The sequence below is a fragment of the Pseudomonas sp. CFBP13508 genome (genome assembly GCF_005233515.1).
Classification (GTDB): domain Bacteria; phylum Pseudomonadota; class Gammaproteobacteria; order Pseudomonadales; family Pseudomonadaceae; genus Aquipseudomonas; species Aquipseudomonas mercuritolerans.
The window spans coordinates 182,715-196,553 of sequence record NZ_QFZZ01000010.1; the positions used below are offsets into that span (position 1 = coordinate 182,715).

A 13,839-nucleotide genomic window follows, 5' to 3' on the forward strand; every position below is an offset into this window, starting at 1 on the left:
TGACACTCCTTCTTCGCGAGCAGGCTCGCTCCCACAGTTTTGAACGGCGGTGAGTCAGGTCCCGGCGATCAGTTGGCGAGCGGCTTGACTGTGATCGGCAATCAGCCCTTTCAGATCCAACCCTTCAACCTGACCACCAACCACACGCCACTTGCCGCCAATCATCACTCGATCCGCCCGATCCGCGCCGCACAACAACAGCGCCGAAATCGGATCATGGCTACCGGAGAAACGCAGTTCATCGAGCTTGAACAACGCGAGATCCGCCTGTTTGCCGACGGCGATTTCGCCGATGTCAGTGCGACCGAGCAGGCTCGCCGAACCTTTGGTCGCCCAGCCCAGCACGCGCTCCGGGGTGATCTTTTCGGCGCCGTAACGCAGGCGCTGGATGTACAGGGCCTGACGCGCTTCGAGGATCATGTTCGAGGCATCGTTGGACGCCGAACCGTCGACGCCAAGACCGAACAGCGCGCCGGCGTCGGTCAGCTCGATGCTCGGGCAGATGCCGGACGCCAGGCGCATGTTCGAGCTTGGGCAGTGGCAGATGCCGGTACCGGCCTGGCCGAGGCGGGCGATTTCGTCGGGGTTGAAATGGATGCCGTGGGCCAGCCAGGTACGTGGGCCGAGCCAGCCGACGCTGTCCAGATAATCGACGGTGCGCAGACCGAAACGTTGCAGGCAGAAGTCTTCTTCATCAAGGGTTTCAGCGAGATGGGTGTGCAGACGCACATCGAGTTTGTTCGCCAGATCAGCGCTGGCCGACATGATTTCCGGGGTCACCGAAAATGGCGAACATGGCGCCAGGGCGATCTGGATCTGCGCGCCGTCGCCACGCTCGTGATACTCGTGAATCAGCCGCTGGCTGTCGTCGAGAATCACCTGACCTTCCTGCACCGTTTGTTGCGGAGGCAGGCCGCCGTCCTTCTCGCCAAGGCTCATCGAGCCGCGCGTGAGCATGGCGCGCATACCCAGTTCACGCACCGTTTCGACCTGCACGTCGATGGCGTTTTCCAGACCATCCGGGAACAGATAGTGATGGTCGGCAGCGGTGGTGCAACCGGAGAGCAGCAATTCGGCCAGCGCCACTTTGGTGGCGAGGGCGAGTTTTTCCGGGGTCAGCCTCGCCCATACCGGGTACAGGGTTTTCAGCCACGGAAAGAGCGGTTGATTGACCACCGGCGCCCAAGCGCGGGTCAGGGTTTGATAGAAGTGATGGTGAGTGTTGATCAGGCCCGGCAGGACCACATGCTCGCGGGCATCGAACACTTCATTGCACGGCGCCGACGGCTGCTGACCGGCAGCGAGGACTTCGACGATGACACCGTCTTGCACGACTAGACCGCCACGGGCATCAAGCTCGTTGGAGGTGAAAATGGCGAGGGGATTTTTTAACCAGGTACGGGTCGCAGGCATTGTGGCCGGCTCCTCTGAAAGTTGGGTTCAGGGTTGCCAGCTCAGTGTTGCCCTGTCTGCTGATCCAGGGTCGCCGCGAAGGACGAGGCGCGCAGTTTCAAACAAATCGCAGCGCCGGGCAAGCGCCACCCGACCATTCACCATCATCCCCCTGTGGGAGCGAGCCTGCTCGCGAAGGCGTCATGTCAGTCGATACAGATTTACCTGACAGATCGTATTCGCGAGCAGGCTCGCTCCCACATCGGGATTTTCAGTGCTTACCAGGCAATCGTTTCACCCTTGTAATTGACGAAGTGATGCCCGCCCTTGCCGGTAAACGCATTGACCTGATCGATCAGCCCGCGAGTGCTGGTCTCTACATCCAAGTCAGCACCTTCGCCACCCATGTCGGTCTTCACCCAGCCCGGGTGCAACGACAGTACGGTGAGTTTCTGTTCACCCAGTTGCGTGACAAAACTGTTGGTCATCGAATTCAGCGCCGCTTTGCTCGCCTTGTACAACGCCAGCTCCGGCGCGTCGGGCATGGTCACGCTGCCGAGCACCGAACTCATGAACGCCAGCACGCCGCTGCCGTCGCGGATCTGCCCGACGAAACGCTGGGCCAGATTGATCGGCGCCACCGCGTTGGTGAAAAACAGTTGCCCGACCTCGGCCAGGGTCGCGCCGCCCGGGGTCTGCACGTCCGGGCCTTTGACCCCGGCGTTGACGAACAACAGATCAAAGGTTTCGCCCTTGAGCTTCTGGCTCAGAGCGATCACCGCTTGCTGATCATCCATGTCGAGCTTCTCGATGCGCACGTCACCCAGCGCTTGCAGCGCCTCGGCCTTCTGCGGATTGCGCACCGTCGCGGTGACCTGCCAGCCATCGCCCAGCAGAGTCTTCACCAGACCGAGGCCCAAGCCGCGGGAGGCGCCGATGATCAGTGCGTTTTTTGCCTGAGACATGATGGGTTTCCTTGAAAGTCAGCATTCAGGATTCAATGGACACGCCTGACCGCGCCACAGTTGCAGCGCTTGGCGAAAACAGGCTTTGACCCCGGAGCATACTCCAGGCTTCTTGAGTTTCTCGAGGGTGTTTGATCAGAAATAGTTGTGGGTCGTGGTCCAGGTGTTGCCGGTGCGGACGCCTTCGCGAGCAGGCTCGCTCCCACATTTGCCCGCGTTCACTCAGATCCCCCGTGGGAGCGAGCCTGCTCGCGAAGAGGCCCGCTCTGACAACGATCAGTGTCCCGATTGCCACGGCTGCCCCAACGAAACCGGCGCATACAACCGAGTGCGCACGGCATCGCGGGAGAGCAACACCAGCACCAAAATCGTCGCCACATACGGCAGCATCGCCAGCAGGCTTGAAGGAATCGCCAGTCCCAGCCCCTGCGCCACCAAATGCAGGATGCTGGCAAGGCCGAACAGATACGCCCCGAGCAGCAAACGCCACACCCGCCAACTGGCAAACACCACCAGCGCCAGGGCAATCCAGCCGCGCCCGGCGGTCATGTTTTCCGCCCACATCGGCGTGTATGCCAGCGACAGATAAGCCCCGGCCAGCCCGGCCATGGCTCCGCCGAACAACACCCCCAACGTGCGTACGGTCAGCACCGGCAAGCCCATGGCGCTGGCCGCATCCGGGTTTTCACCGACCGCTTGAATGATCAGGCCGACACGACTTTTGATGATCACCCACGCCACCAGCGCAAACAGCGCGAACGACAGATACACCAGCAGATCCTGGGCAAACAGCATCCGCCCGATCAGCGGGATCTCACTCAGATACGGAATCGCCAAAGGCTCGAAACCTGCCAGCGGCTTACCCACCCAGGCCGCGCCGACAAATGTCGACAGGCCCACGCCGAAGATCGTCAGCGCCAGCCCGGTGGCGACCTGATTGGCGTTGAACACCAGCGCGACCAGGGCAAACAGTGACGACAACAACATCCCGGCCAACATCGCCAGCAGCACACCCAGCCACAGGTGGCCGCTGTTCAGCGCGACGATAAAACCGATCACCGCACCGAACAGCATCATGCCTTCCTGGCCGAGGTTGAGGACGCCGCTTTTCTCGCAGATCAACTCACCCAATGCCACCAGCAGCAGCGGCGTGCCGCAGCGGACCATGGCATAGAAAATATTGCTCAGCAGATCGATATCCATCACAGCGCTCCGGCGGTTACGGCAGGGGTCGAGGCGCGCCGGGTCCAGCGCAGTTTCAGGCGTGGCCGATAGAGAATCAGCACGTCACAGGCGAGCAGGAAAAACAGCATCATGCCCTGGAACAATTGGGTGATCGCTTGCGGCAGATTGAGCGACATCTGCGCGCTCTCGCCGCCGATGTACAGCAGCGCCATGAGCAGACTGGAGAACAGAATGCCGATCGGATTCAACCGTCCGAGGAACGCCACGGTGATCGCTGCGTAGCCATAGCCCGGCGACACTTGGGGCACCAATTGGCCGATCGGCCCGGTCACTTCGCAGACCCCGGCGAGCCCGGCCAGACCACCGCTGATCAACAGCGCCAGCCAGATCAGGCGCTTCTCGCGAAAGCCGACAAAACCTGCCGCACGCTTGTCCAGCCCGAGCACTTTGATCTGGAAGCCGATAAAGCTTTTCTGCAACAACACCCACACCACAACCAGCGCGAGCAGGGCGAAATACACGCCGGCATGCACGCGGCCGTCCTCCAACAGCAGCGGCAAACGACTAGCGTCGCCGAACATCGCCGACTCGGGAAAATTGAAGCCCGCCGGATCTTTCAACGGCCCGTGCACGCAGAACAGCAGCAGGTTCAGCGCGATGTAGTTGAGCATGATGCTGGTGAGGATTTCGTTGGCGTTGAAGCGCGTGCGCAGCCATGCGGTGAGCCCGGCCCATGCGGCGCCCGCCAGCGTCCCGGTCAGCAGAATCAGCACCAGCGCCCAGCGACTTTGCATGTCGATAACGTTCACTGCCAGAGCACTGCCGGCCAAGGCGCCAAGTAGAAGTTGGCCTTCGGCGCCGATGTTCCAGATCCGCGCCTGATAGGCCACGGCCAGGCCGAGTGCGCAGAGTAGAATCGGCAGCGCCTTGACCAGCAATTCAGACACGCCATACAAATCGCTGACGGGCGCGATCAGCAGCGTGTGCAAGGTTTGCAGTGGGTCGTGGCCCAGCGCGATGAACAACAGCGAGCCGCAGCCGAGGGTCAGCGCCGCCGCCAATAACGGCGAGCACCACAGCATCAAGCGCGATTGCTGGCCACGGGGTTCGAGGGAAAGCAGCATGTTGAAACTCCGTTAAACCGAGGCGGTGCGGGGTGAGTGATCGAACTGGCCGGCCATCCACGCGCCGACATCGCTCAGTTGTGTAAGGCCGGTGTCTTGCAGTGCCGACAGACGCCCGCCGCACAGCGCGCCGAGACGATCGCTGATCTGGAACAGCTCATCGAGGTCTTCGGAAATCACCAGAATCGCCGCGCCGGCATCGCGCAGGGCGATCAAGGCGCGATGGATGGTGGCGGCGGCACCGACGTCGACACCCCAAGTCGGGTGCGCGGCGATCAGCAGTTTCGGTTGCTGAAGAATTTCCCGGCCGAGGATGAATTTCTGCAAGTTGCCGCCGGACAGGCTGCGCGCAGCGGTTTGCGTGTCCGGGGTCTTCACGCCGAAACGCTGGATGATCTGCTGCGCGAGGGCTTCGACTTTGCTTCGTTGAATCAACCCGTGGCTCACCAGTCCGTGCTGAAAAGCACTGAGCAGGGCGTTGTCGGCCAGACTCAACTCCGGCACCGCGCCGTGGCCAAGGCGTTCGGCCGGCACGAAGGCCAGACCGAGTTTGCGCCGCGCGTCCGGGCGCAGATCGGCAACGTTTTTCTCCGCGAAGCGAAGGGTCGCCGCCTGCGCGCGCGGCAAGGGCTGTTCGCCGCTGAGCAGGGCGAGCAATTCATCCTGACCATTGCCCGCGACCCCGGCGATGCCGACGATTTCACCGCTGCGCACTTGCAGATCGATGTCGGTCAGCGAGCAACCGAACGGATCCGGGTTGTGCCAGCTCAAACCCTGCACCTGCAGAAACGCCGCGCCACCGCTGACCTTCGGATACTCGCCAATCAATCCCGCCGCTTCGCCGACCATCAGTTGTGCCAGTTGCTGATCCGTACATTGCGCCGGCAGGCAATGCCCGGCTACCCGACCGCCGCGCAGCACCGTGGCGCTGTGGCACAAGGCGCGCACTTCACCGAGCTTGTGGCTGATGAACAGAATGCTGCAGCCCTCATCGGCGAGGCGACGCAGGGTGATGAACAATTCGTCCGCCTCTTGCGGCGTCAGTACTGAGGTCGGCTCGTCGAGAATCAGCAGGCGGATGTCCTGCATCAGGCAACGGATGATTTCCACCCGCTGGCGCTCGCCGATCGACAGGCTGTGGACAAGTCGCTCCGGTTCCAGCGCCATGCCGTAACGCCGCGATACTTCGCGAATCTTCGGCTCCAGTTGCTTCGGCGTGCCGGCCGCCGCGCCCATCGCCAAGGCAATGTTCTGCGCGACGCTGAGGGTTTCGAACAGCGAGAAATGCTGGAACACCATGCCAATGCCCAACTGCCGCGCCTGCGCCGGATTGCGCATCTGCACGCGCTGCCCCTGCCAGAGCATTTCACCGCTGTCGCACTGGGTGACCCCGTAAATGATCTTCATCAACGTACTTTTGCCCGCGCCGTTTTCACCGAGCAGGGCATGGATCTCACCCGGCGCGATGCTCAGGTCGATGGCGTCGTTGGCCAGACAACCGGGGTAGCGTTTGCTGATCTGGCGCAGTTGCAGGCGCGGCGGGGGAGGGGCGATGGACATGACAGGCTCGACTGACTTGGAGTTGTGCCTGTGGATAAAGCAATTTCCTGGCCATTGAGTCAGGAACGCTTGCGGAGCCAGTCCGCAAGTGCCGACAGCAGCGCATTGGCGGGTGTTTTGTCTTTCTATCGAGCACCAATTCAGCGCAAAGCCATTGAACAGGCTCCAGTTTTGCCCGCTTGCAGTTGGTTAAAAAACGAGCAACTGCCTGAGAGCCAGACAGATCCAGCGGCTGCGGCGGTCATGAACGGCTTATCCACAGGTTGCTCCACAGTAATTGTGCGCAAGCGCCGAGGGTGGGCATAAGCACTGCGATGCTTTGTTCTAATGGTGATAAACGAAGATAACTGTTTGTTTTTACGTTGGATTTCCCTTTCGTCGGGTCAATTGAACGAAAATTGAACAAATCGCGCAAAGCCGCATGACAGAAGGGTTACAGCGGTGTGTGCTCAGGTTATCCACAGTCGGGTGCACAGCAGGTGTGGGCAAGTCGTGAGTTTATGAAAGTACGAGTGATGCCCCAAAAAGATCGCAGCCTTCGGCAGCTCCTACAATTGGAATGCGATCCCCCTGTAGGAGCTGCCGAAGGCTGCGATCTTTTGATCTTCCACTCTCAACGCTGCAACAAAATCCGCCCACGGCTCAGATCCGCCAACTGACTTTGCAGCATTTCGATCTGCGCTTCTCCTACCGCCAATTTCAACTCAACCCCATTGGCCGTGAAGATTTCCTCCACCACCAATCCACCGAGATCGGCCACGCGCAACTTCACCAGCGCCAACTCGGCAAATCCGCAGGCGCAACTCAGCGACACGCGGCTGATCAGCTCGACTTTCTGCGCCGCTTGCAGGCACTTGTTGGCGCCACCGCCATAGGCCCGGGCCAAACCGCCGGTGCCCAGTTGAATGCCGCCGTACCAGCGAATCACCAGCACCGCGACCTGATCGCAGTCCTGCGCTTCGATCGCCGCCAGAATAGGGCGTCCGGCGGTGCCGCCGGGTTCGCCATCGTCAGTGCTGCGGTATTGCGCGCCGAGTTTCCACGCCCAGCAATTGTGCGTGGCATTCAAATCGCTGTGCTGCTCGAAAAACGCCTGCGCATCGGCGGGGCTGCTGATCGGCGTCGCCAGAGTGATAAAGCGGCTTTTGCGAATCTCTTCGCGGTACTCGCAAAAACCGCTGAGGGTGAAAGGCATAAACGTCTTATAGAGAAGGAGTGAGGCCGCAGCCTTTGAGAATGATGCGGATCAGGTTGTTGCCGGCGTCTTCCATGTCCTGCTTGGTCAACTTGCTGCGCCCGGTGACGCGGCAAATCTGCGTGGCGAAGTCGGCATAATGCTGGGTGCTGCCCCACAGCAGGAAGATCAGGTGCACCGGATCGACCGGGTCCATCTTGCCGGCATCGATCCATGCCTGAAACACCGCCGCGCGCCCGGTGAACCAGGCGCGGTAGTCCTGATTGAAATATTCGCTCAGGCATTCGCCGCCGCTGATCACTTCCATGGCGAAGATGCGCGAAGCCTGTGGCTGGCGCCGGGAGAATTCCATCTTCGCGCGGATGTAGCGGGTCAGCGCTTCGGCCGGGTCATCCTCGGCAGTGAGGGTGTTGAAGGTGCTGTCCCACAACTCGATGATGTTGCTCAGCACCGCCACATACAAACCGAGCTTGTTGGTGAAGTAGTAATGCAGGTTGGCCTTGGGCAGCCCGGCATTCTGCGCGATGGTGTTCATGCTGGTGCCTTTGAACCCGTGACGGGCGAACTCGTCTTCGGCGGCTTTGAGAATGGTCTCTTCGTTCTTCTGACGAATGCGGCTGGCGGGTTTGCCGCCGTGGGCTGGGACTTCAAAGGTCATAGGCACTTCCGGGATTGTCTGTGGGTGCAACCAGTTGCGTTGATAGCGCACCCACAGGCATCCGACAAGTCTTTGCGCGGAAAAACAGTTACGCCTGTTCGATCTTGTTCAATGACGCGGGGCTTTTTGCCTCAGCGGTTTTGCCTTCCGGCAACAACAGACACAGGACGATTGCCGTCAGCCCGCCGCTTGTGATCGCCGAGTCGAACAGGTTCTGCACCAGTTTCGGCAGCAGGTGCAGCAGGTTCGGTTGCGCGGCGATGCCGAGGCCGACGCCGAACGAAGTGGCGATGATCAACATGCTGCGCCGGTCCAGCGGCGACTGCGCGAGAATGCGCACGCCCGCCGCCGCCACTGCGCCGAACATCACCAGCGTCGCACCGCCCAGCACCGGTTTCGGGATCTGTTGCAGCACCGCGCCGATCATCGGGAACAGGCCGAGGCAGAACAGAATCGCGCCGATGTATAGACCGACGTAGCGGCTGGCAACGCCGGTCAATTGGATCACGCCGTTGTTCTGCGCGAACGTTGTGTTGGGGAAAGCGCTGAAAGTCGCCGCGATCATGCAACTGACACCATCACCGAGCACGCCACCGCGCAAGCGGCTTATATAAGAAGGGCCGCTGATCGGTTGGCGGGCAAGCATGCAATTGGCGGTGAGGTCGCCGACGGTTTCGATGGTGCTGATCAGGTAAATCAGAGCGACCGGCAGGAAAGCCGTCCAGTCGAAGTTGAATCCGAACTTGAATGGCGTAGGAAAACTCACCAGTGGCAAGTCAGGCAACGGCTGCGGTACCAGTTTCCCACTGAGCCACGCGGCCAAGCTGCCGAGCACCAAACCGATGATGATTGCCGACAAGCGCACCCACGGCGTATTCGAGCGATTGAGCAGAATGATCGTCAGCAACACAAACACGCCCAAGGCCAGATTGCCCGGCGCGCCGAAGTCCGGCGCGTTGAAGCCGCCACCCAGATCGGTGATGCCGACCTTGATCAGGCTGATGCCGATCAGCGTGATGACGATGCCGGTCACCAGCGGTGTCACCACTCGGCGCAACTGACCGATGAAACGGCTGAGCACGATCTGCACGATTGCGCCGAAAAAGCACACGCCGAAAATCATCGCCAGGATATCTTCCGGGCTGCCGCCGCGCTGCTTGACCAGAAACCCGGCCGACAGCACCGCACCGAGAAACGCGAAACTGGTGCCTTGCAGACAGATCATCCCCGCGCCAATGCCGAACGGTCGCCGCGCCTGGATAAAGGTGCCGACGCCCGAGACCATCAGCGCCATGCTGATCAGGTACGGCAGATGCGCGGTCAGCCCGAGCGCCGAGCCGATGACCAGCGGCGGGGTGATGATGCCAACGAAACTGGCGAGCACATGTTGCAGTGCGGCGAGAATGGCGGCGAGTGGTTTGGGGCGGTCGTTGAGGCCGTAGATCAGTTCACTGGACGAATCGGAATCTGGCTGCATGGTTTTGGCTTCTTGTTGAAGGACGAGTCAGCCCTTCACTGCAAAAACCTGTCCACTTGCTCAACTTTCTGAAGCAACGACTCCCAAAGGTAGGAGCTGCCGAAGGCTGCGATCTTTTGATCTTGCTTTCAGCGCGTAGCCGCCAGACTCTCCAAAAAGCTTTCCAGCACCAAATGAGGGCGCCGCCCCTTGCGCGTGACCGATGCCAGACTCAAATCGTAAAAACGCGTGCCGGCCTTGAGCGCACGCAAGCGCCCCTGCTGTACCCAAAGATTGGCGTAGTGATCCGGCAGGTAACCGATGTAGCGCCCGGTCAGAATCAGAAACGCCATGCCCTCACGGTCAGAGGCACTGGCGGTGCAGTTGAGCGCTTGGTAGTGCGCCTGAATCTCTGCCGGCAAACGAAAGGTCGGCGCAATCGCATCCTGACTGTCGAGGCGTTGATCATCGAGTTGCTTGTCGTCGACATAAAACAGCGGATGACCCACCGCGCAATACAGCAGCGAACGCTCGCTATACAACGGCTGATATTCCAGTCCCGACAAGGCGCTGGCCTGCGGCACCACGCCAACGTGCAGGCGCCCGTCGAGCACACCTTGTTCGACTTCGTTCGGCGCAATCATGCGAATCTGGATCTGCACATCCGGCCCGCGTTCCTTCAACTGCGCGAGGGCGTGGGTGATGCGCATGTGCGGCAGGGTGACCAGATTATCGGTCAGGCCGATGATCAATTCACCGCGCAAGTGTTGATGCAGACCGTTGACCTCGGTGCGAAAACTCTCCAGTGCACTCAACAGCTGTAGTGCCGACTGATACACCTCACGACCTTCCTCGGTCAGCGAAAATCCGGCCCGGCCACGCTGGCACAAGCGCAAGCCGAGGCGCTGTTCCAGATCGCTCATCTGCTGGCTGATCGCCGAGCGCCCGATGCCGAGCACGGTTTCCGCTGCGGAGAAGCCGCCACACTCCACGACACTGCGAAAAATCCGCAGCAGGCGAATATCAAAATCACTGACCTGGGCCAGTGGATCGGCGCGGCGGCTGCTCATTTTTTGTTCTCTTTGTTTAGCGATGATCTAACTGAAGGTTAGAAGAGTTGGATTTCACCGACTTTATCGCCGTGGCAATTTAACTGCAACAACGCTTTCCATCTCCCTGACGCTTATGCCCTGCGAGGTTTTGCCCGATGAACATGCCTGAAAACGCGCCGTCGCCACTGGCCAGCCAACTGAAGCTGGACGCGCACTGGATGCCGTACACCGCCAACCGCAACTTTCAGCGCGACCCGCGTCTGATCGTCGGTGCCGAAGGCAGTTGGCTGTTCGATGACAAGGGCCGCAAGATCTACGACTCGCTGTCCGGTCTGTGGACCTGCGGCGCCGGGCACACCCGCAAGGAAATTCAGGAAGCCGTTTCCAAACAACTGGGCACCCTCGATTACTCGCCGGGCTTCCAGTACGGCCATCCTCTGTCTTTCCAGCTGGCTGAGAAAATCACCGAGCTGACGCCGGGCAATCTGAACCACGTGTTCTTCACCGACTCCGGCTCCGAATGCGCCGATACCGCAGTGAAAATGGTCCGTGCCTATTGGCGCCTGAAAGGTCAGGCGACCAAGACCAAAATGATCGGCCGTGCCCGTGGCTACCACGGTGTGAACATCGCCGGCACCAGCCTCGGCGGCGTCAACGGCAACCGCAAGCTGTTCGGTCAGGCAATGATGGATGTCGATCACCTGCCGCACACGTTGCTGGCGAGCAATGCCTTTTCCCGTGGCATGCCGGAGCAGGGCGGTATTGCTTTGGCCGATGAGCTGCTCAAGTTGATCGAACTGCACGACGCTTCCAACATCGCTGCGGTGTTCGTTGAGCCGATGGCCGGCTCTGCCGGGGTATTGGTTCCGCCGCAGGGTTACCTCAAGCGTCTGCGCGAGATCTGCGATCAGCACAACATCCTGCTGGTGTTTGACGAAGTGATCACCGGATTCGGTCGCACCGGTTCGATGTTTGGCGCCGACAGCTTTGGCGTGACTCCAGACCTGATGTGTATCGCCAAGCAAGTCACCAACGGCGCGATCCCGATGGGCGCGGTGATTGCCAGCTCCGAGATCTACCAGACTTTCATGAACCAGCCGACGCCGGAATACGCCGTGGAATTTCCCCATGGCTACACCTATTCGGCGCACCCGGTGGCTTGTGCCGCCGGCCTCGCAGCACTCGATCTGCTGCAAAAGGAACACCTGGTGCAGAGCGTCGCCGAAGTCGCGCCGCATTTTGAAAACGCGTTGCACGGTCTGAAAGGCTCGAAGAACGTGATCGACATCCGTAACTACGGCCTGGCCGGCGCGATCCAGATTGCCGGGCGTGACGGTGATGCCATCGTGCGTCCTTTCGAAGCGGGCATGGCCTTGTGGAAAGCCGGGTTCTACGTGCGCTTCGGCGGCGACACCCTGCAGTTCGGCCCAACCTTCAACAGCAAGCCGCAAGACCTCGATCGTCTGTTCGACGCGGTCGGCGAAGTGCTGAACAAGCTCGACTGATTTTTCCCTCTATATATACCTACACAAACGGGCGCTCCTTTGCGGGTGCCCGTGGACAAGAATTCAGGAGTGTTCGATGAGTGTTATCCCGCATTTGATCAATGGCGAACTGGTGACCGAGAACGGTCGCGCGGTGGATGTGTTCAACCCGTCTACCGGCCAGGCGATCCACAAACTGCCATTGGCCAGCCAGGCCACCATTCAGAAAGCCATCGATGCCGCCAAGGCCGCGTTCCCGGCCTGGCGCAATACGCCGCCGGCCAAACGCGCCCAAGTGATGTTCCGTTTCAAGCAATTGCTGGAGCAGAACGAAGCGCGCATCTCGCAACTGATCAGCGAAGAGCACGGCAAGACCCTGGAAGACGCTGCCGGTGAATTGAAGCGCGGTATCGAGAACGTCGAGTTCGCCTGCGCCGCCCCGGAAATCCTCAAGGGCGAGTACAGCCGCAACGTCGGCCCGAACATCGATGCCTGGTCGGACTTCCAGCCACTGGGGATTGTTGCCGGTATCACCCCGTTCAACTTCCCGGCCATGGTGCCGCTTTGGATGTACCCGCTGGCGATCGTCTGCGGCAATTGCTTCATCCTCAAGCCATCCGAGCGCGATCCAAGCTCGACGCTGCTGATCGCTCAACTGCTGCTGGAAGCCGGGCTGCCGAAAGGCGTGATGAGTGTGGTCCATGGTGACAAGACGGCGGTGGACGCGTTGATCGAAGCGCCGGAAGTCAAAGCGCTGAGCTTCGTCGGTTCGACACCGATTGCCGAATACATCTACGCCGAAGGCACCAAGCGCGGCAAACGCGTGCAGGCACTGGGCGGCGCGAAGAACCACGCGGTGCTGATGCCGGATGCCGATCTGGACAATGCGGTCAGTGCACTGATGGGCGCGGCCTACGGTTCCTGCGGCGAACGCTGCATGGCCATCTCGGTGGCCGTGTGTGTTGGCGATCAGGTCGCGGACGCGCTGGTGGCGAAACTGGTTCCACAGATCAAAGCGCTGAAAATCGGCGCGGGTACCTCGTGCGGTCTGGACATGGGGCCGTTGGTTACCGGTCAGGCGCGTGACAAGGTCAGCGGTTATGTGGATGACGGTGTGGCGGCGGGCGCGACCCTGGTGGTCGATGGTCGTGGTTTGAGCGTTGCCGGGCATGAAGAAGGCTTCTTCCTCGGTGGCTGCCTGTTCGACAACGTCACTCCAGAGATGCGCATCTATAAAGAAGAGATCTTCGGGCCGGTGCTGTGCGTGGTGCGGGTGAACAGCCTGGAAGAGGCGATGCAACTGATCAATGATCACGAATACGGCAACGGCACCTGCATCTTCACCCGTGACGGCGAAGCGGCGCGGCTGTTCTGCGATGAGATCGAAGTCGGCATGGTCGGCGTCAACGTGCCGCTGCCGGTGCCGGTGGCTTATCACAGCTTCGGCGGCTGGAAGCGTTCGCTGTTTGGCGACCTGCATGCGTATGGCCCGGATGGGGTGCGCTTCTATACCCGTCGCAAGGCGATCACCCAGCGCTGGCCGCAGCGTGCGAGCCATGAAGCTTCGCAGTTCGCATTCCCTAGCTTGTAAGTAGCTGGATATGCAAAAGGCCGACCTTGATAGGTCGGCCTTCGCGTTTTCGGGGCTTTTTGACCGATATGACAGAAATATGAAAATAGGTGTTGACGGCAGATTCCAGAGGTCTATAATTCGCCCCACTTCCGGCGCAGTCGAAACGGAAAACTCCTTGAGATTCAAAGAGTTACG

General features: G+C 60.5%; 11 protein-coding genes. 2 read left to right on the top strand and 9 right to left on the bottom strand.

Annotation, left to right across the window (positions count from 1 at the left end; translation table 11 throughout):
• Positions 1-54: 54 nt before the first annotated feature.
• The 9 genes from PspCFBP13508_RS24350 to PspCFBP13508_RS24390 form a co-directional block, all read right to left on the bottom strand.
• The gene (locus PspCFBP13508_RS24350; RefSeq protein WP_137215923.1) at positions 55-1,413 is read right to left on the bottom strand and encodes an 8-oxoguanine deaminase; all 1,359 of its coding nucleotides are present in this window, start codon (positions 1,411-1,413) and stop codon (positions 55-57) included.
• Positions 1,414-1,670: 257 nt separating this feature from the next.
• On the bottom strand, positions 1,671-2,357 hold the full coding sequence (locus tag PspCFBP13508_RS24355) for an SDR family oxidoreductase (RefSeq protein ID WP_039764086.1): 687 nt from the start codon (positions 2,355-2,357) through the stop codon (positions 1,671-1,673).
• Positions 2,358-2,633: 276 nt separating this feature from the next.
• Complete coding sequence (locus PspCFBP13508_RS24360; protein ID WP_137215924.1) at positions 2,634-3,560, bottom strand: ABC transporter permease; 927 nt, start codon at positions 3,558-3,560, stop codon at positions 2,634-2,636.
• Positions 3,560-4,666 (bottom strand): ABC transporter permease, encoded by a 1,107-nt coding sequence (locus PspCFBP13508_RS24365; protein WP_137215926.1) that lies wholly within the window; start codon positions 4,664-4,666, stop codon positions 3,560-3,562. The genes PspCFBP13508_RS24360 and PspCFBP13508_RS24365 overlap by 1 nt, the downstream gene beginning before the upstream one ends.
• 12 nt (positions 4,667-4,678) lie before the next feature.
• The gene (locus PspCFBP13508_RS24370; RefSeq protein ID WP_137215927.1) at positions 4,679-6,226 is read right to left on the bottom strand and encodes an ABC transporter ATP-binding protein; all 1,548 of its coding nucleotides are present in this window, start codon (positions 6,224-6,226) and stop codon (positions 4,679-4,681) included.
• Positions 6,227-6,839: 613 nt separating this feature from the next.
• On the bottom strand, positions 6,840-7,421 hold the full coding sequence (locus PspCFBP13508_RS24375) for a YigZ family protein (protein ID WP_016771810.1): 582 nt from the start codon (positions 7,419-7,421) through the stop codon (positions 6,840-6,842).
• Positions 7,422-7,428: 7 nt separating this feature from the next.
• Positions 7,429-8,079 (bottom strand): TetR/AcrR family transcriptional regulator, encoded by a 651-nt coding sequence (locus tag PspCFBP13508_RS24380; protein WP_024011475.1) that lies wholly within the window; start codon positions 8,077-8,079, stop codon positions 7,429-7,431.
• Between the two features lie 88 nt (positions 8,080-8,167).
• Positions 8,168-9,556 carry a nucleobase:cation symporter-2 family protein gene (locus PspCFBP13508_RS24385; protein WP_137215928.1) on the bottom strand — a complete coding sequence of 463 codons (1,389 nt, stop codon included), beginning with the start codon at positions 9,554-9,556 and terminating at the stop codon, positions 8,168-8,170.
• A gap of 128 nt (positions 9,557-9,684) precedes the next feature.
• Positions 9,685-10,605: a LysR family transcriptional regulator gene (locus tag PspCFBP13508_RS24390; RefSeq protein ID WP_016771807.1), complete on the bottom strand. Its 921-nt coding sequence runs from the start codon at positions 10,603-10,605 to the stop codon at positions 9,685-9,687.
• A gap of 137 nt (positions 10,606-10,742) precedes the next feature.
• Here PspCFBP13508_RS24390 and PspCFBP13508_RS24395 point away from each other — a divergent pair, with 137 nt between their 5' ends.
• Both PspCFBP13508_RS24395 and PspCFBP13508_RS24400 read left to right on the top strand, forming a co-directional pair.
• Positions 10,743-12,092 (top strand): aspartate aminotransferase family protein, encoded by a 1,350-nt coding sequence (locus PspCFBP13508_RS24395; protein ID WP_130911423.1) that lies wholly within the window; start codon positions 10,743-10,745, stop codon positions 12,090-12,092.
• A gap of 76 nt (positions 12,093-12,168) precedes the next feature.
• Positions 12,169-13,662, top strand: coding sequence for a CoA-acylating methylmalonate-semialdehyde dehydrogenase (locus PspCFBP13508_RS24400; RefSeq protein ID WP_103306253.1), 1,494 nt, complete (start codon positions 12,169-12,171; stop codon positions 13,660-13,662).
• Positions 13,663-13,839: the final 177 nt, after the last annotated feature.

What these genes read in the sequence shown, in the direction of transcription:
- PspCFBP13508_RS24370 (WP_137215927.1), bottom strand. Translation starts at nt 6,226, where the DNA reads ATGTCCATCGCCCCTCCCCCGCCGCGCCTGCAACTGCGCCAGATCAGC.
- PspCFBP13508_RS24380 (WP_024011475.1), bottom strand. Translation starts at nt 8,079, where the DNA reads ATGACCTTTGAAGTCCCAGCCCACGGCGGCAAACCCGCCAGCCGCATT.
- PspCFBP13508_RS24365 (WP_137215926.1), bottom strand. Translation starts at nt 4,666, where the DNA reads ATGCTGCTTTCCCTCGAACCCCGTGGCCAGCAATCGCGCTTGATGCTG.
- PspCFBP13508_RS24385 (WP_137215928.1), bottom strand. Translation starts at nt 9,556, where the DNA reads ATGCAGCCAGATTCCGATTCGTCCAGTGAACTGATCTACGGCCTCAAC.
- PspCFBP13508_RS24350 (WP_137215923.1), bottom strand. Translation starts at nt 1,413, where the DNA reads ATGCCTGCGACCCGTACCTGGTTAAAAAATCCCCTCGCCATTTTCACC.
- PspCFBP13508_RS24395 (WP_130911423.1), top strand. Translation starts at nt 10,743, where the DNA reads ATGAACATGCCTGAAAACGCGCCGTCGCCACTGGCCAGCCAACTGAAG.
- PspCFBP13508_RS24375 (WP_016771810.1), bottom strand. Translation starts at nt 7,421, where the DNA reads ATGCCTTTCACCCTCAGCGGTTTTTGCGAGTACCGCGAAGAGATTCGC.
- PspCFBP13508_RS24400 (WP_103306253.1), top strand. Translation starts at nt 12,169, where the DNA reads ATGAGTGTTATCCCGCATTTGATCAATGGCGAACTGGTGACCGAGAAC.
- PspCFBP13508_RS24390 (WP_016771807.1), bottom strand. Translation starts at nt 10,605, where the DNA reads ATGAGCAGCCGCCGCGCCGATCCACTGGCCCAGGTCAGTGATTTTGAT.
- PspCFBP13508_RS24360 (WP_137215924.1), bottom strand. Translation starts at nt 3,560, where the DNA reads ATGGATATCGATCTGCTGAGCAATATTTTCTATGCCATGGTCCGCTGC.
- PspCFBP13508_RS24355 (WP_039764086.1), bottom strand. Translation starts at nt 2,357, where the DNA reads ATGTCTCAGGCAAAAAACGCACTGATCATCGGCGCCTCCCGCGGCTTG.